Origin of the sequence: Photobacterium sp. TLY01, from assembly GCF_021432065.1 — a bacterium.
GTDB classification, from domain to species: Bacteria; Pseudomonadota; Gammaproteobacteria; order Enterobacterales; family Vibrionaceae; genus Photobacterium; species Photobacterium halotolerans_A.
The window spans coordinates 2,546,311-2,567,437 of sequence record NZ_CP090364.1 but is presented as its reverse complement, the minus strand read 5'-3'; the positions used below and the strand labels follow the sequence as shown (position 1 = coordinate 2,567,437).

At 51.2% G+C, this 21,127-nt stretch carries 21 protein-coding genes and 1 other RNA gene; 13 read left to right on the top strand and 9 right to left on the bottom strand.

Going from position 1 to position 21,127, the window contains the following annotated elements:
- Window positions 1-147 precede the first annotated feature (147 nt).
- Both LN341_RS12055 and LN341_RS12050 read left to right on the top strand, forming a co-directional pair.
- Complete coding sequence (locus LN341_RS12055) at window positions 148-366, top strand: hypothetical protein (RefSeq protein WP_234203411.1); 219 nt, start codon at window positions 148-150, stop codon at window positions 364-366.
- Between the two features lie 379 nt (window positions 367-745).
- Window positions 746-1,420, top strand: coding sequence for a site-specific DNA-methyltransferase (locus LN341_RS12050; RefSeq protein ID WP_234203410.1), 675 nt, complete (start codon window positions 746-748; stop codon window positions 1,418-1,420).
- A 48-nt stretch (window positions 1,421-1,468) separates the two neighbouring features.
- Here LN341_RS12050 and hsdR read toward each other — a convergent pair whose 3' ends face one another.
- From hsdR to smpB, 3 genes are all read right to left on the bottom strand, one after another.
- Window positions 1,469-3,919 carry an EcoAI/FtnUII family type I restriction enzme subunit R gene (gene hsdR / locus LN341_RS12045; protein ID WP_234203409.1) on the bottom strand — a complete coding sequence of 817 codons (2,451 nt, stop codon included), beginning with the start codon at window positions 3,917-3,919 and terminating at the stop codon, window positions 1,469-1,471.
- Between the two features lie 241 nt (window positions 3,920-4,160).
- Window positions 4,161-4,528, bottom strand: a transfer-messenger RNA (tmRNA) gene (gene ssrA / locus LN341_RS12040).
- A gap of 44 nt (window positions 4,529-4,572) precedes the next feature.
- Window positions 4,573-5,055 carry an SsrA-binding protein SmpB gene (smpB, locus tag LN341_RS12035; RefSeq protein WP_027253003.1) on the bottom strand — a complete coding sequence of 161 codons (483 nt, stop codon included), beginning with the start codon at window positions 5,053-5,055 and terminating at the stop codon, window positions 4,573-4,575.
- A 142-nt stretch (window positions 5,056-5,197) separates the two neighbouring features.
- Here smpB and LN341_RS12030 point away from each other — a divergent pair, with 142 nt between their 5' ends.
- A complete protein-coding gene (locus LN341_RS12030; RefSeq protein ID WP_234203408.1) occupies window positions 5,198-5,632 on the top strand; it encodes an SRPBCC family protein in 435 nt (144 codons plus the stop codon).
- Window positions 5,622-6,005 carry an RnfH family protein gene (locus tag LN341_RS12025; protein WP_234203407.1) on the top strand — a complete coding sequence of 128 codons (384 nt, stop codon included), beginning with the start codon at window positions 5,622-5,624 and terminating at the stop codon, window positions 6,003-6,005. Before LN341_RS12030 ends, LN341_RS12025 begins: the two co-directional genes overlap by 11 nt.
- Before the next feature lie 119 nt (window positions 6,006-6,124).
- On the opposite strand, the gene bamE is transcribed toward LN341_RS12025, so the two are convergent.
- The 3 genes from bamE to nadK all read right to left on the bottom strand — a co-directional run bounded on the left by bamE (window position 6,125) and on the right by nadK (window position 9,376).
- Window positions 6,125-6,481: an outer membrane protein assembly factor BamE gene (bamE, locus tag LN341_RS12020; RefSeq protein WP_046218907.1), complete on the bottom strand. Its 357-nt coding sequence runs from the start codon at window positions 6,479-6,481 to the stop codon at window positions 6,125-6,127.
- Window positions 6,482-6,656: 175 nt separating this feature from the next.
- Window positions 6,657-8,324: a DNA repair protein RecN gene (recN, locus tag LN341_RS12015; protein WP_234203406.1), complete on the bottom strand. Its 1,668-nt coding sequence runs from the start codon at window positions 8,322-8,324 to the stop codon at window positions 6,657-6,659.
- Window positions 8,325-8,497: 173 nt separating this feature from the next.
- Window positions 8,498-9,376 (bottom strand): NAD(+) kinase, encoded by an 879-nt coding sequence (gene nadK, locus LN341_RS12010; RefSeq protein ID WP_046218905.1) that lies wholly within the window; start codon window positions 9,374-9,376, stop codon window positions 8,498-8,500.
- Window positions 9,377-9,582: 206 nt separating this feature from the next.
- On the opposite strand from nadK, the gene grpE reads away from it, so the two are divergent.
- The 3 genes from grpE (at window position 9,583) to dnaJ (ending at window position 13,566) form a co-directional block, all read left to right on the top strand.
- On the top strand, window positions 9,583-10,206 hold the full coding sequence (grpE, locus tag LN341_RS12005; RefSeq protein WP_234203405.1) for a nucleotide exchange factor GrpE: 624 nt from the start codon (window positions 9,583-9,585) through the stop codon (window positions 10,204-10,206).
- A gap of 214 nt (window positions 10,207-10,420) precedes the next feature.
- A complete protein-coding gene (gene dnaK / locus LN341_RS12000) occupies window positions 10,421-12,334 on the top strand; it encodes a molecular chaperone DnaK (RefSeq protein ID WP_046218903.1) in 1,914 nt (637 codons plus the stop codon).
- An 86-nt stretch (window positions 12,335-12,420) separates the two neighbouring features.
- Window positions 12,421-13,566 carry a molecular chaperone DnaJ gene (gene dnaJ / locus LN341_RS11995; RefSeq protein ID WP_234203404.1) on the top strand — a complete coding sequence of 382 codons (1,146 nt, stop codon included), beginning with the start codon at window positions 12,421-12,423 and terminating at the stop codon, window positions 13,564-13,566.
- 86 nt (window positions 13,567-13,652) lie between these two features.
- Here the strand turns inward: dnaJ and LN341_RS21850 are convergent, their stop codons facing one another.
- On the bottom strand, window positions 13,653-14,033 hold the full coding sequence (locus LN341_RS21850) for a type IV pilin protein (RefSeq protein WP_304622688.1): 381 nt from the start codon (window positions 14,031-14,033) through the stop codon (window positions 13,653-13,655).
- 124 nt (window positions 14,034-14,157) lie between these two features.
- Here LN341_RS21850 and LN341_RS11980 point away from each other — a divergent pair, with 124 nt between their 5' ends.
- The 5 genes from LN341_RS11980 to mepA all read left to right on the top strand — a co-directional run bounded on the left by LN341_RS11980 (window position 14,158) and on the right by mepA (window position 17,620).
- Window positions 14,158-14,742 carry a GspH/FimT family pseudopilin gene (locus LN341_RS11980; RefSeq protein ID WP_234203403.1) on the top strand — a complete coding sequence of 195 codons (585 nt, stop codon included), beginning with the start codon at window positions 14,158-14,160 and terminating at the stop codon, window positions 14,740-14,742.
- A complete protein-coding gene (locus tag LN341_RS11975; RefSeq protein WP_234203402.1) occupies window positions 14,729-15,319 on the top strand; it encodes a hypothetical protein in 591 nt (196 codons plus the stop codon). The genes LN341_RS11980 and LN341_RS11975 overlap by 14 nt, the downstream gene beginning before the upstream one ends.
- Complete coding sequence (locus LN341_RS21890) at window positions 15,319-15,864, top strand: hypothetical protein (RefSeq protein WP_370643644.1); 546 nt, start codon at window positions 15,319-15,321, stop codon at window positions 15,862-15,864. The genes LN341_RS11975 and LN341_RS21890 overlap by 1 nt, the downstream gene beginning before the upstream one ends.
- Window positions 15,857-16,255, top strand: coding sequence for a prepilin-type N-terminal cleavage/methylation domain-containing protein (locus LN341_RS11965; RefSeq protein WP_234203401.1), 399 nt, complete (start codon window positions 15,857-15,859; stop codon window positions 16,253-16,255). The genes LN341_RS21890 and LN341_RS11965 overlap by 8 nt, the downstream gene beginning before the upstream one ends.
- A gap of 468 nt (window positions 16,256-16,723) precedes the next feature.
- Entirely contained in the window at window positions 16,724-17,620 is an 897-nt protein-coding gene (gene mepA, locus LN341_RS11960) for a penicillin-insensitive murein endopeptidase (protein ID WP_234203400.1), read from the top strand.
- 5 nt (window positions 17,621-17,625) lie between these two features.
- Here mepA and LN341_RS11955 read toward each other — a convergent pair whose 3' ends face one another.
- A complete protein-coding gene (locus LN341_RS11955) occupies window positions 17,626-17,880 on the bottom strand; it encodes a YfhL family 4Fe-4S dicluster ferredoxin (protein WP_046218897.1) in 255 nt (84 codons plus the stop codon).
- A gap of 585 nt (window positions 17,881-18,465) precedes the next feature.
- Complete coding sequence (gene yegQ, locus LN341_RS11950) at window positions 18,466-19,839, bottom strand: tRNA 5-hydroxyuridine modification protein YegQ (protein WP_234203399.1); 1,374 nt, start codon at window positions 19,837-19,839, stop codon at window positions 18,466-18,468.
- 302 nt (window positions 19,840-20,141) lie between these two features.
- Between yegQ and LN341_RS11945 the strand changes: the two genes are divergently transcribed.
- Window positions 20,142-21,125 (top strand): SPFH domain-containing protein, encoded by a 984-nt coding sequence (locus LN341_RS11945; protein WP_234203398.1) that lies wholly within the window; start codon window positions 20,142-20,144, stop codon window positions 21,123-21,125.
- Window positions 21,126-21,127: the final 2 nt, after the last annotated feature.

Here is a 21,127-nt window from a genome sequence, read left to right as displayed (position 1 = left end):
CAGATTTGATGCGAAATAAGTGAACTTAACATTATGATACTAAGTGAGTATTCGTGATTTTAATATGTCGCTGTGAAGGTAAAGATAACCGACTTCATTTTTACCGCTGTATAAGAATGGATTCATGTATTTCCCAAGGAGAGCAATATGTATAAAGGACATTGGTATGACGTGATGGGAAAAAAGCGAACCGACCTGAGGGCGATGACTTTAGACTTTGAATCGCTTCAGCTAGCTTTAGATGAAGCAATGAGTGTCTTGCCAGATACTCGCTTGATCGTAATGAATGAGAACTTGAATTGGGGGCTGATTTCAATCGAAGGGACCAAGCGTATGTTGATATGTAAATTGTCTACCTCTGATTAACCACTTAGATATTAAGGTTATGCTACCTGACTCACTGTTTTGTTTTTAAGCTACTCGTATCATATTTTCCGTCTGAGATAGGAGATTAATATGACATGTAGCTGCTGTCACAAGCGTTTAAATATAGGGATGATTCATAAAAAAGATCCTTACACGGGTCAGAAGTTCAAATCATGTCCTCACTGTTCTGATGCTAATGGGGGAGAGCACATTTTTCACCCTTACCCATCGTCCTTTGGTAAAACACCTGCTAGAGTTACGGCTCGAAACCCAGAAGGATACCAAAGCTACTGCATTGATTGTCGTCGACTCGATAGAGGTGTGCAATCTCAAACCTATATGAATGGGAAAACATGCGGTAGTCTTGTATAGGAATCTGATGAATTTATATCAAGACGATGCAGTAAAATGGTTATCAACGCTCGATTCTGAGAGCGTTGATTTAATCATCACAGATCCGCCTTATGAGTCTTTAGAAAAGCATCGAAAAATTGGTACGACGACCAGACTAAAAGTGAGCAAATCCTCAAGCAACCAATGGTTTGATATATTTCCTAACCAAAGGTTTGAAGAGCTTCTTCTCGAAATATATCGGGTACTCAAGAAAAATTCCCACTTTTACCTTTTTTGCGACCAAGAAACTATGTTTGCCATTAAACCTATTGCAGAGAAAGTCGGGTTTAAGTTTTGGAAGCCTATTATTTGGGATAAGGTTTGCATCGGTATGGGATACCATTACCGCGCACGCCATGAGTACATCTTATTTTTTGAAAAAGGTAAGAGAAAGCTGAATGATCTGGGAATGCCAGATATATTAACGCATAAGCGGGTATTTAAAGGCTATCCAACTGAAAAGCCAGTAAGTTTACTTGAAGTACTTGTTACTCAAAGCAGCAAGGAAGGGGAGTTAGTCGTAGACCCGTTTTTTGGCTCGGGTTCAACGTTGATGGCTGCTGATAACTTAAAAAGACGGTTTAAAGGAAATGATATATCGTCAGCAGCACATGAACATTTTCGTCAGCGTATTTTGCCTGAAAGCAAGAAAGTAAGTTAAATTGAACGGCTACTTGATGGTAGCCGTGTGACGAAATTAAGTTAAGTGCTACGCCGACTGATAAATTGCAAACTCCAGTTCAGTGATGGCTTCCAAGTACTGCTCTTTACCACCAAAACCTTTTTTGATGATTTCGAGAGGGCGACCCATTTCATCAAAAGGTTTTACTTTCAGTACATGGATGTTCTCAATTTCTTGCACACCTTCGTCAGCATATTTATCAAGAAGGTTATTGAGCACCTGCTGAGCGGTTTCGCCATACTTCGTAAAGTAGTTACGCTTTTTGACATTTTCAGCGCGTTCTTTCCTTGTTAGCGGCGGCTGATCGTAGACGACATGACAAATCATATCGAATGGATCGAGGTCCTTACCGACCTCTAGTTCTAACGCCTCCCAGATGATACCTGCTTCAGCAAGCTCATCAATGATTGCTTGCTTCTTGTCGGCATCTTGCCAGCGCTTAACAAAGTCATCCATTGAGGTGAACTGTTTTGCCATCGTCTTGCGTGTGTAGTCTTTAAATGACTCGGTGACTAGCTTTCCATCTGCGTCATAGTACTGAACACGCTCGGCAATGGCTTTAACGGTGACACCATTGACATGGAATTTGCGAACGCGGTTTTCGTCTTGCCAATCAGCATCATCGACCGAGTTGCTACCATCAGAATAGGTATTTCCAGACTCATATGAAGCTTCAGGTTCATGAATGCTGGTTGGATCGAGGTCTTCTTCTTCAAATGGATTATCTTGTTCAGACTCGTTTACATCATCAATGATTTCATCGAGCCCTTCATCAGTTTCAAAATCTTCTGGTGTTGTATCTTTGACACGTTCAGGAATGCCATCAAAGCGTTCATCAGCAAACAGCTCTGTGGCTTTTTTGAAGTCGAGGATGGTAAACCATAGCTTTCCGTAACGATCATCAATTCGAGTACCGCGACCAATAATTTGCTTGAACTTGGTCATCGACTGTATGCCTTGGTCAAGAACAACCAGCTTACAAGTTTTTGCATCGACGCCCGTTGTCATCAGCTCCGAAGTGGTTGCGATGACAGGATAAGACCTTTTCGGGTTGATGAAGTTATCGAGCTGTGCTTTACCGATTTCATCATCGCCCGTAATCTTCATGACGTATTTTTCGTTTTTGGCAACTTGCTCTGGGTTACAGTTGATTAGCGCTCGGCGCATGCGTTCTGCATGGTCAATGTCATTACAGAACACAATCGTTTTCGCCATCGGATCGGTGTGCTTGAGATAGTTGGTAATGGTTTGTGCGACAAGCTCAGTACGTTCATCGATGACCATGGTTCTATCGAAATCTTTCTGGTTATAGATTCTATCCTCAATGATTTCACCATGCTTATCGATTTGACCTTTGGTTGGTCGCCAACCTTGAAGATCCACATCAATATCAACACGCACTACTTTGTAAGGTGCAAGGAAGCCATCTTCGATGCCTTGTTTGAGGGAATAAGTATAAATGGCATCGCCAAAGTACTCAGTATTTGAAACGATATCGGTTTCCTTTGGCGTGGCAGTTAAACCGATTTGAGTAGCAGAACCAAAGTATTCAAGAATCTCTCGCCATGCACTGTCTTCGGAGGCGCTCCCTCTGTGACACTCGTCGACAACAATCAGGTCAAAGAAGTCAGGATCGACTTGTTTATAGGCTTTCTGATGTTCTTCTGGCCCAGTGAGCGCCTGATAAAGCGCGAGATGGATTTCGTATGCAGGATCGACTGTTCGTCCTGTGACTTTTGTCATTGCGGTGCCAAAAGGCTGGAAGTCGTTGGTTTTGGTTTGATCGACCAGGATGTTTCTATCTGCCAAAAACAGGATGCGTTTTTTGGCTCGTGACTTCCACAAACGCCAAATAATTTGAAAAGCGGTGTAGGTTTTCCCTGTGCCTGTTGCCATAACCAGTAGCACTCGGTCTTGGCCTGCTGCCACGGCTTCGACCGTTTTGTTTATGGCTTGCAGTTGATAATAGCGCGGAGATTTGCCACTACCATCATCGTGATAATCCTGAGTAATAACGGATAGGTGTTCAGTTTTATAACCTTTCCAAACGCAATATTTATCCCAAAGTTGTTTAGGCGTTGGGAAATCTTCCAGACGAATTTCAGTTTCTAGCTGAGCTGTGTTGGTTTTGTCATGAAAAATGAAACCGTCACCATTTGAAGCAAAAGCGAACGGAACGTCGAGCAAGGTGGCGTAGTCCAGCGCCTGCTGCATACCTTTTCCAATTTCATGTTTGTTGGCTTTGGCTTCGACAACGGCTAAGGGCATGCTTGGCTTGTGGTACAGAACGATATCTGCTGACTTAACTTTTTTTCTTGCTGCCGCTTGGCCACGCACTATCACTTTACCGTCTCGGAGTTTTACTTCCTGACGGATCTGGGACATGTCATCCCAGTCAGCATCTTTGATGGCTGGTAGAATAAATTTCGTGATGATGTCTGTTTCAGACAGCTTTGATTTATTTATTGTCGATTCCATGCGATTAGCCAGCTCAGTACAAATGCATTTTTATGACTATATCAAAGGATGCATAGAATCAGAAAAGATACTGACTTATCAGTGATGTGGATAACGGTATGGCTATCCAAACTGGCTCATTACATCTTTATCCAATATTGGGATAACTCAAAAGAGAGGTTTTGATGACACAAACAAAAAGCCCGCCAGGTCAGGACCTTAGCGGGCTTTGTGACATCCGAAGATGTCTTCGTATACGATTTGGTGGAGCTGGCGGGAGTTGAACCCGCGTCCAAAATCAGTCTAACCAATGGCGCTACATGCTTAGTTTGTCTTTAATCTCGTCAAAGCACTGCGAACAAACACGCCATGCTGAGACACACCTGAATTAAATTTAACGCTTCCGCTCCCAGGTCAAAGCTTCCACGCGATCTCGTTTGGGTTTGACTGCCCTGAATCCCCGTCCTACGAGCTAAGGCTAGGGAGGGCAGGCTCTAAGCAGGTTATTAAGCTGCTAGTGCGTAGTTTTCGTCGTTTGCGACTATTTTTTTGCGGCTTTTTAAAGAGGCAAACCGCACCTCTGCATGCTCCACGGGCCTTCTTGATCCTGTCGAATCCTGAATCAGCCCCAGTGAGGTGTTCAATACTAGCAGAAAATTCTGTCAGGTCAATGACTACCGCGAACTGTGCTTCATGATTCGCGCTTTATCACGCTGCCAGTCGCGGTCTTTCGCGTCTGAACGTTTATCGTGAAGCTTTTTACCTTTCGCGGTCCCTAACTTCAGTTTAACCCATGAACCCTTCCAGTACATGGAAAGTGCCACAATGGTTTCGCCGTCGCGGTTTACCGCCCCGGTTAAGCGGTCCAGTTCGCGGCGGTTGAGCAGCAGTTTACGTACACGAGTCGGCTCAGCCACCACGTGGGTCGAGGCGGCATTGAGCGGTGTGAAGGTGGCACCCGAGAGAAATGCCTCACCGTTCCGGATAAACACATAGCTTTCGGAAATGTTGGCTTTACCCGCACGCAGGGACTTCACTTCCCAACCCTGGAGCGAAATGCCGGCTTCATATTCATCATGAATCGAAAATTCATGGCGGGCAGACTTATTCAGCGCAATGGTGTTGCTGCCCGGCTTGTTTGGTTTTTTCTTTGCCATAGCTTCTTATTATACGGATTCAAGTTGTTAGGGGAACGTTTTTCCCAGAGGCAATAGGCCATGGAGACACACACTCACTGAATCTTTGGCAGATCGCCGACTAATGGTATCATTACCAGCGATATTGGGTTAAGGAGAAACTATGCCTCAAATCAGTCGCTCTGCACTGGTCCCGTTCAGTGCCAAGCAAATGTTTGACCTGGTGAACGATGTTGAGTCTTATCCGGCGTTTTTGCCGGGATGCTCTGGCACCAAAATTCTGGAAAGCTCTACTGAACATATGATGGCGGCAGTAGACGTTTCCAAGGCTGGGATCAAAAAAACCTTTGTGACTCGTAATCAGTTAGAGGGCATTCATAAGATCAACATGCAGCTGGTGGAAGGGCCGTTCCGTAAACTGGTCGGTGGCTGGCACTTTACCGAGCTGGATGCCGATGCCTGCAAAGTGGAACTGAAGCTGGATTTCGAATTTACCAATGCGCTGGTGGAAGCTGTGTTTGGCAAGGTGTTTCATGAGCTGACCAACAACATGGTGAACGCATTTACCCAACGGGCCAGGGAAGTTTATGAGCTCTGAGCAAAATCATCTGATTCATGTCGAGGTGGTGTACGCACTGCCCAATACCCAGCGGGTAATCAAGCTGGCGATTACCCCGGATACACCTGTACAGGAGATCATTGAACGCTCCGGGGTGCTGGAGATGTATCCGGAGATTGACCTGAAAAAGAACAAGGTCGGGGTGTTCAGCCGGACTGTGAAGCTGGATGCCACAGTCCATGAAGGGGATCGCATCGAAATTTATCGCCCTTTGCTGGCCGACCCGAAAGAGATCCGCCGCAAGCGCGCCGAGCAGGCCAAGCAGGAAGCCCTGGCGGCCAAGAAGGCCAAAGGCGACGCTGCAGCAGCGTCAGACACGTTAGATGCGAAAGGCAATGATACCGAGCGCTAGCGCAGAGGTGATTGCCCGCGTGGTGAATGGACTGGCTGCTAAGAACAGAAGTTAAAATGAAAAAGAAAAGCTCGCCTCGGCGAGCTTTTTTGTGTTCTGGCGCTGAAGTCGTGAGCCGCTTAATTTAGCGGATCGTTGAAGTTCGGCCCGGGCTGATAATCCCCGGTCATGCGGGTCAGCAAGCGGTTCTGATCAAAGGTTAAAATCAGATCTTTTTGTTCCGGCTCATCGTGGCCCGGTTTGTGGTAGAACACATAGTACCAGGTGTTCGGGTATTCAGGTTCCACCAGCATCGGCGAGCCAAGTACATACCGTACCTGTTCCTGATTCATGCCGTATCTGAGGTTATTGATATCTTTTTCATCCAGATAGTTGCCCTGATTGATATCAATACGATAGACCAAGCGTTCAACCAAAGAGCAGCCGCCCAGCAGGCTGACGCTCAACGCTAACGCGGCAAAAGTTTTCCAGTTCATAGCATCCCGGCAAAATAATCAGTTCTGCTTGTGATGATAAGCAAGTTAGTGGCAGAAGTAAAAGCACTCGACGGGGAACGCCCGCATAATGCAAAGATTAAGCGGGAGTTCAGACGCTTGAATGTTCAGAAAGTTGCATCTGTGGCGCGATAATTGAGCCACTTTCTGCGCCGGATCATGCTGCGACCAGCAACTCCTTGGCATTGGCCAGCGTGCGCTCTGTGATCTCACTGCCGCCCAGCAGACGTGCCAGCTCGCTGATGCGTGAGGTTTCATCCAGCGTTTTCATATTCGTTTCGGTCTGGCCCTTGGTGGTTTTCTTGGCCACGAACATCTGCTGATGCCCGCAACCGGCAACCTGAGGCAAGTGGGTCACACAGATCACCTGGGTCGATGTGCCCAATGTGCGCAGCATACGACCGACAATCGCCGCCGTCGGGCCACTGATACCGACATCCACTTCATCAAAAATCAGGCTTGGCGTTTCCACTTTCTGCGCGGTGATCACCTGAATGGCCAGAGAAATCCGTGACAGCTCACCACCCGAGGCAACTTTGCCCAGCGGTTGCAGCGGCTGGCCTGGGTTGGTGGAAACCATAAAGGTAATGGTGTCAAAACCCAATGGGGTCAGCATGCGTTCCGGATCGCTGTGAATATCAATCTGGAAAATCGCTTTCTCCATGCTCAGCTCATGCATACTGTGCGAGATTTTTTTGTTCAGCTCTTTGGCATAACGCTGGCGGCTTTTGCTCAGTTTTTCTGCGCTGTCGAGAAAACTCAGGCGTTTGGCTTCTACTGCATCGGCCAGAGCATCGAGTTTTTCGTCGCTACCGTCGAGGTTTTCAAGCTCCAGCAGTAAATCCTGATGCTTCTGCCAAAGCTCTGCAGGCATCACATAGTGTTTACGGGCCAGCGACATGATTTTCGCCAGACGCTCTTCGAGATAGATCAGACGCTGCGGATCCATATCCAGATCGTCCATATAGCCGCGCAGCTCCTGGCTGGCTTCCTGCACCTGAATCATGGCTTCTTCCAGCATAGGGGCGAGGGTGCTGAGCTTGCTGTCCATTTCGCCCAGGTCGATCAATTGCTGGCTGGCCTGCTGCAGTAGCTGCAGCGCATTCACTTCGTCACCTTCGTACAATAAGGCAAGGGCATGCTGGCTGGTGAGCGCCAGATCGCCGGAATTAGACAGGCGCTTGTGCTCTTCTTCGATCTCAGCAAATTCGTCTTCGCCCAGCGCCAGCTCGTTGAGCTCTTTGACCTGATACTGGATCAGCTGCTTTTGCGCTTCGTTATCGGCGCGGCTCTGGCTCAGGCGGTTCAGCTCGTTTTTGGCATGTCGCCAGGCCTGATAGTCACTGCTGACTTTTTCCATCAGGGCATGATGGCCGGCATAGTTGTCCAGCATTTCCTGCTGGTGTTCCGGGCGCATCAGCAACTGGTGTGCATGTTGGCCGTGAATATTGATCAACAGCTGGCCTAATGCTTTTTGCTGAGAGGCGGGCACTGGACTGCCATTGATGAAGCCACGGGAGCGGCCTTCTTTGGTCACCACACGGCGAAGAATACATTCGTCGCCTTCAATCAGTTCGTTGTCTTCCAGCCAGCGGCGGGCAGCCTGATTGTTGCGCAGCGAGAAGGTTGCATGAATTTCTGCTTTGTCTTCTCCCGGACGGACCATGCTGGCTTCAGCACGGTCGCCAAGGCATAAGCCAAGGGCATCAATAGCTATAGATTTACCTGCACCGGTTTCACCTGTGATGGTTGTCATCCCAGATTTCATTTCAAACTCGAGATTTTTGACAATTGCAAAATTAGAGATCGTCATGTGTGCCAGCATCTGTGTTCACCTGTCTAAATCAACACCTGTTTATTTGCACAGTATATACTGTATCTACATACAGTAAAGTAGCGGCGAACGGATTTATCGTGAAAATTGTGATTAAGGTTAAGTTTCTGGTGACATTAAAAAAGCCAGCACATGGCTGGCTTTGTACTGACCTGGGGTTGGCTTCAGAATAACTTACTCGACCAGCCTAATTTACCGCGCAGTATGTTGTAGTAGCTGTAGCTTTTCGGGTGGATCAGCTGCAGGTGATCTGGGCTCTGGTAGATGTGAATTTCATCGCCCGGGCTGACGGGCAGCGACACCTGTCCGTCGCAACTCACTTCCAGTGTCCGTCCGTCGTCAGGCACAATCAGCTTGATCCTGCGGTTGCCGTCTACCACCAGCGGGCGGCATGACAGCGTATGGGGAAACATAGGCACCAGGGTGATGGCATTGAGGCTCGGCGATAAAATCGGACCGCCACCGGACAGCGAATAGGCAGTCGAACCGGTTGGCGTGGCGATGATCAGGCCGTCGGAGCGCTGCGAAAAGGCAAAGCTTTCATCGATATAGACCTCGAACTCGATCATATGGGCGATTTTGTCCGGGTGCAGCACAGCTTCATTAAGCGCTGTATTGCGGCTTTTTATCTGGCCATGGCGGTGAACCTCGGCTTCCAGCAGGAAACGCTGTTCGGTGACGAATTCGCCGTCCAACACCTTTTCCAGTTCCTGCTCGAAGTTGTCCGGATCTAGATCGGTCAGGAAGCCCAGATTGCCCCGGTTCACGCCGATCACTGAGATATCAAAGCGCGAGAGTACCCGTGCGGCGCCTAACATGTTACCGTCACCCCCGACGACAATGGCCAGGCTGGCGCGGTCGCCGATGGTGAGCAAATCGCACAGCGCTTCGGCGGGCACATCCAGATCATGGGCAAGACGGTGATCCACCAGAACTTGGTAGCCTTTGGCGGTCAGCCAGTTGTACAGGCTGGTGTGCGTGTGCAGCGCGTCAGGATTTCTCGGTTTGCCAACCAGGGCGATGATTTCAAACGGGCGCGTCATGTCCTTGATCCAACGGGTAAGAATGGGGCCAGTATAGCCTTAGCGCTAAGGAAATGTCGCCCTTTGTCGTCGATATCGGGTTGAATCGTTGAACTTCATCCCCATAATATGCCCATCACGTTTTAATAGTGGCCGGCAAGCTGCGCTTTGCGTAACCCACCGGCCATGAATATCACCCTTTTTGAGCTTAGCGGAGTAGCGAAAGCATGAGCAAGAAAGACGAAGTGTTGAACGAAGAAGAACTGCAGCAGGCGCAGACAGAAGCAGCAGAGGCTGAAGCGGCCGCAGACAGCGCAGAAGAACTGACGCTGGACGAATTGGCACTGTCGCGTATTGAAGAACTGGAAGCCGCGCTGGCAGCCAGTGAAGCCACAGTGAAAGAGCAGCAGGACTCTGTGCTGCGCGCCCGCGCTGATATGGAAAATATGCGCCGTCGTACCGAGCAGGAAATCGACAAGGCCCGTAAATTTGCACTGGAAAAGTTTGCCGGTGAATTGCTACCTGTGATCGACAACATGGAGCGTGCGCTGGAACTGGCGGATAAAACCGACGAAGCGCTCAAGCCAATGCTGGAAGGCGTTGAGCTGACCTTAAAAACCATGACCGACACGGTAGAGAAATTCGGCCTGAAAGCGATTAACCCGATGGGCGAAGCCTTCAACCCTGAATTCCACCAGGCGATGTCGATGCAGGAAAGCGCAGAGCATGCACCGAACACTGTGATGATGGTGCTGCAAAAAGGTTATGCGCTGAACGGCCGAGTGGTGCGTCCGGCGATGGTGATGGTCGCGAAGGCTGCACCGGGCAGCAATGTGGATACTCAGGCCTGATCAGCCTGGCGGGCAGACAGAGAAATGAAAGCCCACTCTGGTGGGTTTTATTTTTTACATTTTTTTCGACCTGCCCCTTGAAAAGGTCTCTGATGGCCTTATTTAGTAGTCATACGATAGTGTCATTGAATTAATTGAGGGCCTTGGCCCCGATGCTCGATTCTGCAATGCGCAGAACGAAGCCAGTAAACCAACGAATTTCGGAGAAAGCCAGATGGGTAAAATCATTGGTATTGACTTGGGTACAACCAACTCATGTGTAGCTGTACTGGATGGTGATAAGCCACGCGTTATTGAGAACGCAGAGGGTGATCGCACGACGCCGTCTATCATCGCCTATACACAAGATGGCGAAACACTGGTCGGTCAGCCTGCGAAACGTCAGGCGGTGACAAACCCAGAAAATACCCTGTATGCCATCAAGCGTCTGATCGGTCGCCGCTTCGAAGACGAAGAAGTACAGCGCGATATCGAAATCATGCCTTTCAAAATTGTGAAAGCTGACAACGGTGATGCTTGGGTGGAAGCGAAAGGTCAGAAAATGGCCGCGCCTCAGGTTTCAGCAGAAGTGCTGAAGAAAATGAAGAAAACCGCTGAAGACTACCTGGGCGAGAAAGTAACCGGCGCAGTGATCACTGTTCCTGCGTACTTCAACGATGCTCAGCGTCAGGCAACGAAAGATGCCGGCCGCATCGCGGGTCTGGAAGTGAAGCGTATCATCAACGAACCAACTGCGGCTGCACTGGCTTACGGCCTGGACAAGCAAGGCGGTGACCGCACGATTGCGGTATACGACCTGGGTGGTGGTACGTTCGATATCTCAATCATCGAGATTGATGAAGTAGAAGGCGAGAAAACCTTTGAAGTTCTGGCAACCAACGGTGACACACACCTGGGTGGTGAAGACTTCGATAACCGTCTGATTAACTACTTGGTTGACGAATTCAAGAAAGATCAGGCCATCGATCTGCGTAAAGATCCACTGGCAATGCAGCGTCTGAAAGAAGCGGCAGAGAAAGCGAAAATTGAGCTGTCTTCTGCTCAGCAGACTGACGTGAACCTGCCATACATCACTGCAGATGCGACAGGTCCTAAGCACATGAACATCAAAGTGACCCGCGCCAAGCTGGAGTCACTGGTTGAAGATCTGGTACAGCGTTCTCTGGAGCCAATGAAAGTGGCCCTGGCTGACGCAGACCTGTCTGTCGGCGAAATCACGGACGTCATCCTGGTGGGTGGTCAGACGCGTATGCCTATGGTTCAGGCCAAAGTCGCTGAGTTCTTCGGCAAAGAAGCCCGTAAAGACGTCAACCCGGACGAAGCTGTTGCCGTGGGTGCTGCGGTTCAGGGTGGTGTACTGGCTGGCGACGTGAAAGACGTTCTGCTGCTGGACGTGACCCCGCTGTCTCTGGGTATCGAGACCATGGGTGGCGTGATGACCAAGCTGATCGAGAAGAACACCACGATTCCGACCAAAGCGGAGCAAGTGTTCTCGACAGCAGAAGACAACCAGAATGCGGTAACGATTCATGTGCTGCAGGGTGAGCGTAAGCAGGCGAACTTTAACAAGTCCCTGGGTCAGTTCAACCTGGAAGGTATTCAGCCGGCGCCTCGCGGTATGCCTCAGATCGAAGTTATCTTTGACCTGGATGCTGACGGTATCCTGCACGTGTCTGCCAAAGACAAGAGCACAGGCAAAGAGCAGAAGATCACGATCCAGGCATCTGGCGGTCTGAGCGACGACGAAATCGAGAAAATGGTTCAGGAAGCAGAAGCGAACAAAGAAGCGGACAAGAAGTTCGAAGAGTTAGTTTCTGCCCGTAACCAGGCTGATCAGCTGGTACACGGTACACGTAAGCAAATCGAAGAAGCGGGCGACGCACTGCCAGCGGATGAGAAAGAGAAGATTGAAGCCGCGGTTTCTGAACTGGAAACAGCACGTAAAGGCGAAGATAAAGAAGCGATTGATGCCAAAGTACAGGCACTGATTGCGGCTTCTCAGAAGCTGATGGAAATTGCCCAGCAGCAAGCTCAGGCTCAGCAAGCGGACAGCGGTGAACAGACTCAGTCGAAAGACGATGATGTGGTAGACGCCGAGTTCGAAGAAGTAAAAGACGATAAAAAATAAGAGTGTGAATTCATAATCTTATTTGGGCACGGGCGTTTGGGGATACTCTTACGCCCGTAGCTGTATAAGCAGGTGACAGTTTAACTATGTCAAAACGTGATTTTTACGAAGTGCTAGGCGTAGGCCGTGACGCCGGTGAGCGTGACATCAAAAAGGCCTACAAACGTCTGGCGATGAAGTACCACCCGGACCGTAATCCGGGCGACGATACAGCGGCGGACAAATTCAAAGAAGTGAAAACCGCCTATGAAATTCTGACCGATCCGCAGAAGAAAGCGGCCTACGATCAGTATGGCCATGCTGCCTTTGAACAAGGTGGCATGGGCGGCGGTGGCGGCTTCGGCGGCGGCGCAGATTTCAGCGACATCTTTGGCGATGTGTTCGGCGATATCTTTGGTGGCGGTGGCCGTCGGGGTGGAGGTCAGCACCGTGCGCAGCGCGGCGCCGATTTACGCTACAACATGGAGCTGACGCTGGAAGAAGCGGTACGCGGCTGCACCAAGGAAATTCGCGTTCCAACCCTGGTCAACTGTGATACCTGTGAAGGCTCAGGTGCGAAGAAAGGTTCCTCGCCAACGACTTGCGGCACATGTCATGGTGCTGGTCAGGTGCAGATGCGTCAGGGTTTCTTTGCAGTCCAGCAAACCTGTCCTCACTGTCATGGTCGCGGCAAGATCATTACCGATCCTTGCGGTAAGTGTCATGGTCAGGGCCGGGTTCAGGAAACCAAAACCTTGTCGGTCAAGATCCCTGCCGGTGTCGATACGGGCGACCGTATTCGCCTGACTGGTGAAGGTGAAGCCGGCGAGTTCGGCGCACCAGCCGGGGATCTGTACGTTCAGGTGCATGTACAGAAACACGCAATTTTCGAGCGTGACGGGAACAACCTCTACTGCGAGGTGCCAGTCAGCTTTACGATGGCGGCACTGGGCGGCGAAGTGGAAGTTCCGACACTCGATGGTCGTGTCAGCCTGAAAGTACCGACGGAAACCCAGACCGGACGCATGTTCCGGATGCGCGGTAAAGGCGTGAAGTCTGTCCGTGGCGGCGCAGTTGGTGATCTGATCTGTAAGCTGGTGGTTGAAACCCCGGTGAACCTGAGCTCGCGCCAGAAAGAACTGCTGCAAGAGTTTGAGAACACCCTGGCAGGCTCTGATGCTAAAAAGCACAAGCCGCGCTCGGAAGGTTTCTTCGACGGCGTGAAAAAGTTCTTTGACGACCTGACCGGTTAACCACTGAGTTACCCGTTATTTATCTCAAAGGCCAGCGTGATGCTGGCCTTTGTCGTTTCTGCAACTGTCAGTTGGTGCCTGATGCTTTACCAGCACTCAGACGGAACAGTCGACCCATTGTGCAACAGCGCAATAGCGTCGCATTCCTGCGCGCCATCTTTGCTTTCGGCCCACAAGTTGTATGTACCATTCTCCAGTGCAATCCGGTAGCTATAAAAGGGATTGTCGAAGCGGCAGGCAGGACAAAGTGCGGCGGATAACTGCGCCGGATACGCCTGACCCTGAGAGCGTTTCTGTTCAATAGCCAACTGCAGCATGATGAGATCGGCCTGGGCCTGACGCAGATAGGCTTTTTGCTGATGCGCCTGATAGGCCGGCAGGGCAACCATCGCCAGTATGCCAGCTAGGCTTACGACAATCAGCAGTTCGATCAGGGTCACGCCCTGCTGGCATTTTGATTTCCTCATCTTTCTTTCCTTTCGGTTCATGTCACTAAGTCAGTGTTTTGCAGCTGCGTCTTGCCGTTGTTTTGCCATCCTATGGCGCGGTGAAAAAGGTTCGGGAGCAGCTCAGGTGCGAAGTTGGGAGTTAGTGAGAAAAAACGTGCCACTCAGGCAAGCACGGTTACATGGTGTTGCGAGTGTCAGGGGGATGACGCTGATTGAAGCGATAGTGGTCTTGTCTGTCATCATGCTGATCGCCACCCTGGCCGCGCCTTCATTTTCCGGTGTCTTCGCCACTCAGCGTTTGCACCGTCTGGTCAGTGAGCTGGAATGGTTGCTGGTTCTGGCCAAATCGGAAGCTGTGATGCGTGGCGAAGACGTGTCGATTGGTTTAGAGACCATTCCACACCATACCGATCCGCACCAGACTACTTTGCACCATTTCGTGACGTCGCAGTCCGGGACTGACGACTGGACAATTGTCACTAGGCTGGCCGGTGGTGAGCCTGTGCTCAAGCCGCTGTCCGCCGCTGATTTTCCGAGCCTGACACTGTCGCGGAGCTTTGCCAGTGATGTGCTGACCGTGGACAGCCTGACGGGGCGCCCCCACGCCGCAGGCAGCTTTTTTGTCGGCCGGGATGGTAAGTCGCAGGTCAGGATCACTTTCAGTAATGTCACCGGCAGAATCTATGTCTGCAGTTTGAACGGGGAGTCCGGTTATGCACTGTGCTAAAAACCTCAGCAAGCAGGGCGGGTTCAGCCTGACAGAACTGACGGTCGCGACCGGATTGAGCCTGATGGTGCTGTCTTTGCTGGTGCATTTGCTGATGGCCGGAAAACAGGCGGCACTGAGCCGTTCACTGCAGCTGATGCTGGCTCAGGATGTGCAGGATGCGTGGCGCATGTTGTCGGGGGATCTTCGCCGGGCTGGTTTTCAGACAACAGAGCCGGGGACGCCGCTTTTGCTGCCGGGGGCGACGCACACGGTCCAGGTGACGGCCGGAGACTGTCTGGTACTGACTTACGAGCTGGCTGGCCGCGCTGTGGTGAAGGCGTACTATCCGCAGGACGGTGAATTCAGAGTGCGCTCGTCGCACGATTCTTTTCCGGTGCCGGCACTGGCCTGTCAGGGCGGACAGGCGCTGCTGGATTCGCGCTGGATGACAGTGACCGACTGGCAGGTGCACGCTGACAGCTTTCAGGCTGGAGACGTTCCGGGCCAGCGCTTGTCTGTTCGCCTCACTGTCACCTCTCTGGACGGGTCTGTCCGGCTGGATGAAGCTATGGTGCTGACGGTCAGGAATCCGTGATGAACTATCAGTGTGGCGATGTCAGGGCTCAGCAGGGTATGAGCACCTTGCTGGTGACCAGTCTGATGCTGTCTGTGGCCATGGTCTTTGTGCTGACCAGTTACAGTACCAGCTTTTATCAAATCAAACGCGCGCAGAATACGGTATTTTCGCGTCAGGCATTCTGGCTGGCTGAAGGCGGACTGGCTTGCGGACTTGGCCTGCTGACTGAGCATTACCAGCGCCAGCCGGTGAGTACAGAGCCTGGGGTGTTTTCTGATGGCGGGTCAGCGGTTTGCCAGTCAACACAAGGCGACGGACATATGGCGGTGCGGATCGCGCCTTTGGGAAACGGAGGCTATCAGGTGATCGCCGAAGCCAGGGTGGCCGGCACGGCCAGAGTCAGGCTTCAGCAAATAGCTGTGGTGAGGGTGTGCAGCGCAAAGGTTGAGGCGCTATCAGGCGGGGAAGCGCAAGCGTGCGTGGCTCTGGGCAGCTTGATACAGGCAGAAGAGCGGCTGGCTTATCAGGTCCGCTGGTTGCGGGGATCCTGGCGTGATGTCTGATTCAATCAAGCCGGTACTGAAAAAGCAGTCCGGGTTTAGCCTGATGGAGGTGCTGGTGTCGCTCATGCTGGTCAGTGTCGGTCTGGCAGGTTTGATGAAGCTGCATGGTTATCTCAATATCCAGGCAGATAATGCCCTGATCATGCTATCTGCGGTTAACCTGGCTGAATCACAACTAGAAACCTTACGCGCAGCGCCACAACCGGGACCATATTCGCACGCCGAACAGCATACTTTTCATCGTGTCACGATGAGTCTGGAGACTCTGGCTGAGCATGACACACAGCCCGGTGGTATCTCAACGGTGACAGTCCAGGCAAGCTGGCAAGATCGCTGGCACCACAAGCATCAGGTGACTCTGGAGACCAGAATGCCGGTTGCTCTGCATTAAATCTCAGCGGTAATTTGCTGCTGTGAGTCAGCCCTGTCAGTGCGAACGGGCAGAATTTGCCGGTACGCGATTCAGGTTACAGCAAAGGGAAAATACGCAGGGATGAGCTTTTGGGTTCCAATGGTCAAAAAGCTGTACAAGCTGATCACTAATTAAATATCAATACCTTACGATCGTTTGACTTGCCATGATCCTTTTGCATGAATTGCTGTACAAGACAACGCTGTTAGATGAAAGAAAAGCTGTACAGGGCACTTTAGTGCGTCTGGCACGGCAGGGAGCACAGCACACACCAGTCTCAATCTTGAACAGCAAATAAAGTCAGCCCTATGGTGTATGCTTATGTGACTATGATCGCAAATTATTACAAGGTGGCACCTGGTGTTTAGCGTAAATAGTCAATTTGCCCTTTCGCAATTTTTGGGTGTTGTAAGGCACAGTTTTTCGGAAGGTGGCAAGCGATGTGCTTTGCTTGTTACTCTGCTTTGTGTGGTCGGCGGCCTGAGCACTGAGGCTGCTGCGACGCCCTGGGAGCAGTTTCGTGCCCCGACTGCAGGCAGTCCGCAGTCGATTGGCAGTTACAGCAATGGCTGTCTGGCCGGTGCGCAAGTGTTGCCTGAGCAGGGAGAAGGCTACCAGCGGGTCCGATCCGAGCGCGGGCGCTTTTACGGCCATGAGAGCATGATTAGCTTTTTGGAGCAGCTGTCAGCGAAAGCGAAAAAATTGCAGTTGGGTCATTTGCTGATCAGCGATATCGCCATGCCGCGCGGCGGCCGGTTTCGTTCGGGGCATGCCAGCCATCAGACCGGGCTGGATGCGGATATCTGGCTGACGACTTTAGATCAGCCGGCTTCTCAGCAGGCGCTGCCTGAGCTGCAGCCGTTGCCTATGGTGGATCTCAAGGCATACCGCATGATGAAAGAGAATTGGTCGGACCGACAGGCCAATCTGATTCAACTGGCGGCCTCAGATGATAAAGTGGCGCGCATCTTTGTTCATCCTGTCATTAAAGCCAAGCTGTGTGACGCGCAATGGACCGATCGCAGCTGGCTGCGCAAGGTCAGACCCTGGTGGGGGCATTACTATCATTTTCATGTCCGGCTGCATTGTCCGCAGGGAAGTCTGCAATGTAAAGAACAGTTACCGCCGCCCCCGGGCGATGGTTGCGGGGCGGAACTGATTTCCTGGCAACCCAAACCCGCTTCTGAAAAGAAAACGGCCAGTGCCAAACCGGTGAAAAAACGCCCGGTGCTGAAACCGCTGCCGCCTGCTGGTTGCATGGCGATGCTCAAGGCGCCTGCTCAGGATGCCGACAGGGACAAGTACGCGAAGGATCAGCGACAACTCAAAGGACAGGCTCAGTAGCGGGCTTACGCCATGCCCTGCAAGACCACAAACTTCTCAAGTAATTGATCCTCGGTCTCGATATGTGCGGGATCGAGGATAATGCAGTTGTTGATCGGACAGACGGACTGGCAGGTTGGTTTGTCGTAATGGCCTTTGCATTCCGTGCAGCGGTCAGGATCAATCTCATAGATCTCTGCCCCCATACTGATGGCATCGTTCGGACATTCGGGATCGCACATGTCACAGTTGATGCATTTGTCTGTTATGAGTAAAGCCATAATTTTTACATCCGAGGAGGTTTTTGTCACAAGTGCAAGCGGGTGTGCGATCCTTTGCTGGTTCACTGCGCTTTGTGATATGTCCCCAAAATATGAAAGGAATGAAAACGGCGAAAAGTGTAGCACAGAAGTCGGGAACGCCCAATAACTTGGGGGAAACGGGTCTGTTATCGCCAAGAACGGGCTAATTTAGTGATTTAACGTTGTTTATTCCCCAGCCGCAAATCAATAGTGTTCTGGCAATGTCGGTTTTTGTGCCATGGCTGACAAAGCGGCATCCGGCATTATTGTTGAAATTGAGTGCATTCTATCAATAGTCATTGTCATCAGTGGCTGTTGAATGATGCGGGGGAGTGGTAAATGAAGGTGTGATTAGACCCCATAGCCTTGATCGTTGTGTCTATCTTACTGGGCTGGGGATGGACGGAAGTCACGACTGAGCCTGTGTGCCAGCAGGAAATGGTGCAGCAGGGTGTGCGGTATACGATCCCGATTAAATGCTCAGATATTCCTAATGTGTCGGTGAGAAGTTAGTCCGCTACCGTATTGCAGAGGATCAGCAGTACGGTAGCGAACAGAAACCGGTCAGGCCGCGTTTGGATTACGGGTGTTTGCGCCGGCTTCCAGGTTGCGCATCAGTAACGCGAACGGCAGCGCCAGATCTTCCGGCACAGGAATGAACACGAAATGTCCGCTGCCTTTGGCATCTGCAATGGTTTCGGATTTCCGGTTTTCCATGTGCTCCAGCGTAAAGGTCACGTTGCCGTTCGGTGTCATCACTTCCAGGCTGTCACCGACCAGAAATTTGTTTCTGACTTCCACTTCAGCCAGTGCACCACGGCGCTTGCCGGTGAACTCCCCCACAAACTGCTGGTTATCCGAAATCGAGTAACCATAGTCGTAATTCTGGTAAGCATCATGAGTGTGGCGGCGCAGGAAGCCTTCTGTGTAACCACGGTGCGCCAGACTTTCCAGTGTCGACATCAGGCTTTCATCAAATGGTTTGCCGGCCGCGGCATCATCAATCGCCTTCCGGTATACCTGCGCCGTGCGGGCACAGTAGTAGAAAGACTTGGTGCGGCCTTCAATTTTCAGCGAATGAACGCCCATTTTGCTCAGGCGCTCCACATGCTGAACCGCGCGAAGATCTTTGGAGTTCATGATATAGGTGCCGTGCTCATCTTCAAACGCCGCCATTTTTTCATCCGGCTTATGGCTTTCGCTCAGCAAGACAACCTGATCAGTCGGTTTGCCTTCACCCAGCGTGGGCGCGACCTCCTGCATCTGGACGGCAGAAGCGGCGGGCTGCACTTCGACAATCTGGCCGGCATCGTCTTCTTTGGCAGCTTCGGTCTTGTATTCCCAGCGGCAGGCATTGGTACAGGTGCCCTGATTGGGATCGCGCTTGTTCATATAACCCGACAGCAGGCAGCGACCTGAGTAGGCCATGCAAAGTGCGCCGTGAACAAAGATCTCCAGCTCGGTGTCCGGGCATTGTTGACGGATTTCTTCGATCTCTTCCAGCGACAGTTCGCGGGAAAGGATCACCCGCTCAATCCCTTGTGTTGACCAGAACTTTACCGTCGCCCAGTTCACCGCATTGGCTTGCACTGACAGGTGAATCGGCATGTCCGGGAAGCTTTCCCGGACCATCATAATCAGGCCAGGATCGGACATGATTAAGGCGTCCGGGCCCATGTCGATAATCGGGGTCAGATCGCGGATAAAGGTTTTCAGCTTGGAGTTATGCGGCTGAATGTTGCACACCACGTAGAACTTTTTGCCCTGGGCATGGGCTTCGTCGATACCGATTTTCAGGTTGTCGTGGTTGAACTCATTGTTGCGCACACGCAGGCTGTAACGCGGCTGGCCTGCATACACGGCATCGGCACCGTAGGCGAAGGCATAGCGCATGTTTTTCAGGCTGCCGGCAGGCGATAACAATTCAGGTTTAAACATAACTCGGGTTTCCCTTTTGGGTCAAAGTCTGATGTCAGATCAGGCCGCACTCCTGCTCACCGGCTGGGTGAATTCATGGGAGGCGGAAAACAGAGGGCGAATTTTACTGCGAAGGCGGGGAGCTGGCAAATATCCTGAATCTTGTTAAGGGTATTAAAGAACACAAAAGATGACAGCGGCTAAGAATTGATGTGAGTCTTGTTCCATAAAAATCAGATTCGCTGTAAGAGTATTAGGAGAGTCAGCCGTTTGGGATTACTGATGAACGGTTTCTTTTTATTGCAATGAGTTGGGTATCAAAAATGGATATAGTGTCTGTGATTTCGTCTGTGTTGAGTATTTGGGTGGTGATGGCAATCCTGGTGATTGTCATACTGCGTTCTGCGATTAAGTTTGTGCCGCAAAATACCGCTGTGGTGGTTGAACGGTTCGGTAAATACCATAAGACCATGGAAGCGGGTCTGAATTTTATCGTACCGATGATTGACCGGGTGGCCTACACCCAGACGCTGAAAGAGCAGGCGTACGATGTGCCGAGCCAGTCGGCTATTACTAAAGATAACATCTCGCTGATTGTTGACGGGGTGCTTTATATCAAGCTGATCGACCCTTACAAAGCCAGTTATGGCGTTGACAATTATATTTTTTCTGTCACCCAGCTGGCGCAGACCACGATGCGAAGTGAAGTGGGGAAAATGGACCTGGATAAGACGTTCGAGGAGCGTGAGAATCTCAATACGGCGATTGTGTCTGCCATCAACGATGCTGCCTTACCATGGGGTGTTCAGGTACTGCGGTACGAAATCAAAGATATTGAGCCGCCCCGTTCGGTGCTGGATGCCATGGAGCGTCAGATGAAAGCCGAGCGTGAAAAGCGGGCGGTGATCCTGGAATCTGAAGGTAAGCGCCAGAGCGAAATTAATATTGCCGAGGGGATGAAGCAGGCCCGTGTACTGGCAGCAGAAGCGGAGCGATCCGAGCAGGTGCTCAAAGCCGAAGGTGAAGCACAGGCGATTCTGGCGGTCTCGAAAGCCGAAGCCGATGCACTGGCGATTATCGGCCGGGTGGCGTCGACGGAAGAAGGTCAGAAGGCGATTCAACTGGATCTGGCGGGCAAGGCCATTCAGGCCAGAGAAGCGATTGCCAAAGAATCTTCTGTGGTCCTGCTTCCTGATGCCTCTTCTTCAGCGTCAAACATCGTGGCAGAAGCCATGACCATCATTCATCAGCTCAATCGTCAGCAGGGCAACCCGGCGAAAGCGGCCGGATCACAAGAGGAACAGTAATC

Coding starts and splice junctions, on each gene's coding strand:
- yegQ (WP_234203399.1), bottom strand. CDS start 19,839: ATGTTTAAACCTGAATTGTTATCGCCTGCCGGCAGCCTGAAAAACATG.
- nadK (WP_046218905.1), bottom strand. CDS start 9,376: ATGACGCGCCCGTTTGAAATCATCGCCCTGGTTGGCAAACCGAGAAAT.
- LN341_RS11965 (WP_234203401.1), top strand. CDS start 15,857: ATGTCTGATTCAATCAAGCCGGTACTGAAAAAGCAGTCCGGGTTTAGC.
- LN341_RS11975 (WP_234203402.1), top strand. CDS start 14,729: ATGCACTGTGCTAAAAACCTCAGCAAGCAGGGCGGGTTCAGCCTGACA.
- LN341_RS12030 (WP_234203408.1), top strand. CDS start 5,198: ATGCCTCAAATCAGTCGCTCTGCACTGGTCCCGTTCAGTGCCAAGCAA.
- LN341_RS11955 (WP_046218897.1), bottom strand. CDS start 17,880: ATGGCTTTACTCATAACAGACAAATGCATCAACTGTGACATGTGCGAT.
- hsdR (WP_234203409.1), bottom strand. CDS start 3,919: ATGGAATCGACAATAAATAAATCAAAGCTGTCTGAAACAGACATCATC.
- recN (WP_234203406.1), bottom strand. CDS start 8,324: ATGCTGGCACACATGACGATCTCTAATTTTGCAATTGTCAAAAATCTC.
- bamE (WP_046218907.1), bottom strand. CDS start 6,481: ATGAACTGGAAAACTTTTGCCGCGTTAGCGTTGAGCGTCAGCCTGCTG.
- dnaK (WP_046218903.1), top strand. CDS start 10,421: ATGGGTAAAATCATTGGTATTGACTTGGGTACAACCAACTCATGTGTA.
- LN341_RS21890 (WP_370643644.1), top strand. CDS start 15,319: ATGAACTATCAGTGTGGCGATGTCAGGGCTCAGCAGGGTATGAGCACC.
- dnaJ (WP_234203404.1), top strand. CDS start 12,421: ATGTCAAAACGTGATTTTTACGAAGTGCTAGGCGTAGGCCGTGACGCC.
- LN341_RS12025 (WP_234203407.1), top strand. CDS start 5,622: ATGAGCTCTGAGCAAAATCATCTGATTCATGTCGAGGTGGTGTACGCA.
- LN341_RS11945 (WP_234203398.1), top strand. CDS start 20,142: ATGGATATAGTGTCTGTGATTTCGTCTGTGTTGAGTATTTGGGTGGTG.
- grpE (WP_234203405.1), top strand. CDS start 9,583: ATGAGCAAGAAAGACGAAGTGTTGAACGAAGAAGAACTGCAGCAGGCG.
- LN341_RS21850 (WP_304622688.1), bottom strand. CDS start 14,033: ATGAGGAAATCAAAATGCCAGCAGGGCGTGACCCTGATCGAACTGCTG.
- LN341_RS12055 (WP_234203411.1), top strand. CDS start 148: ATGTATAAAGGACATTGGTATGACGTGATGGGAAAAAAGCGAACCGAC.
- LN341_RS12050 (WP_234203410.1), top strand. CDS start 746: ATGAATTTATATCAAGACGATGCAGTAAAATGGTTATCAACGCTCGAT.
- smpB (WP_027253003.1), bottom strand. CDS start 5,055: ATGGCAAAGAAAAAACCAAACAAGCCGGGCAGCAACACCATTGCGCTG.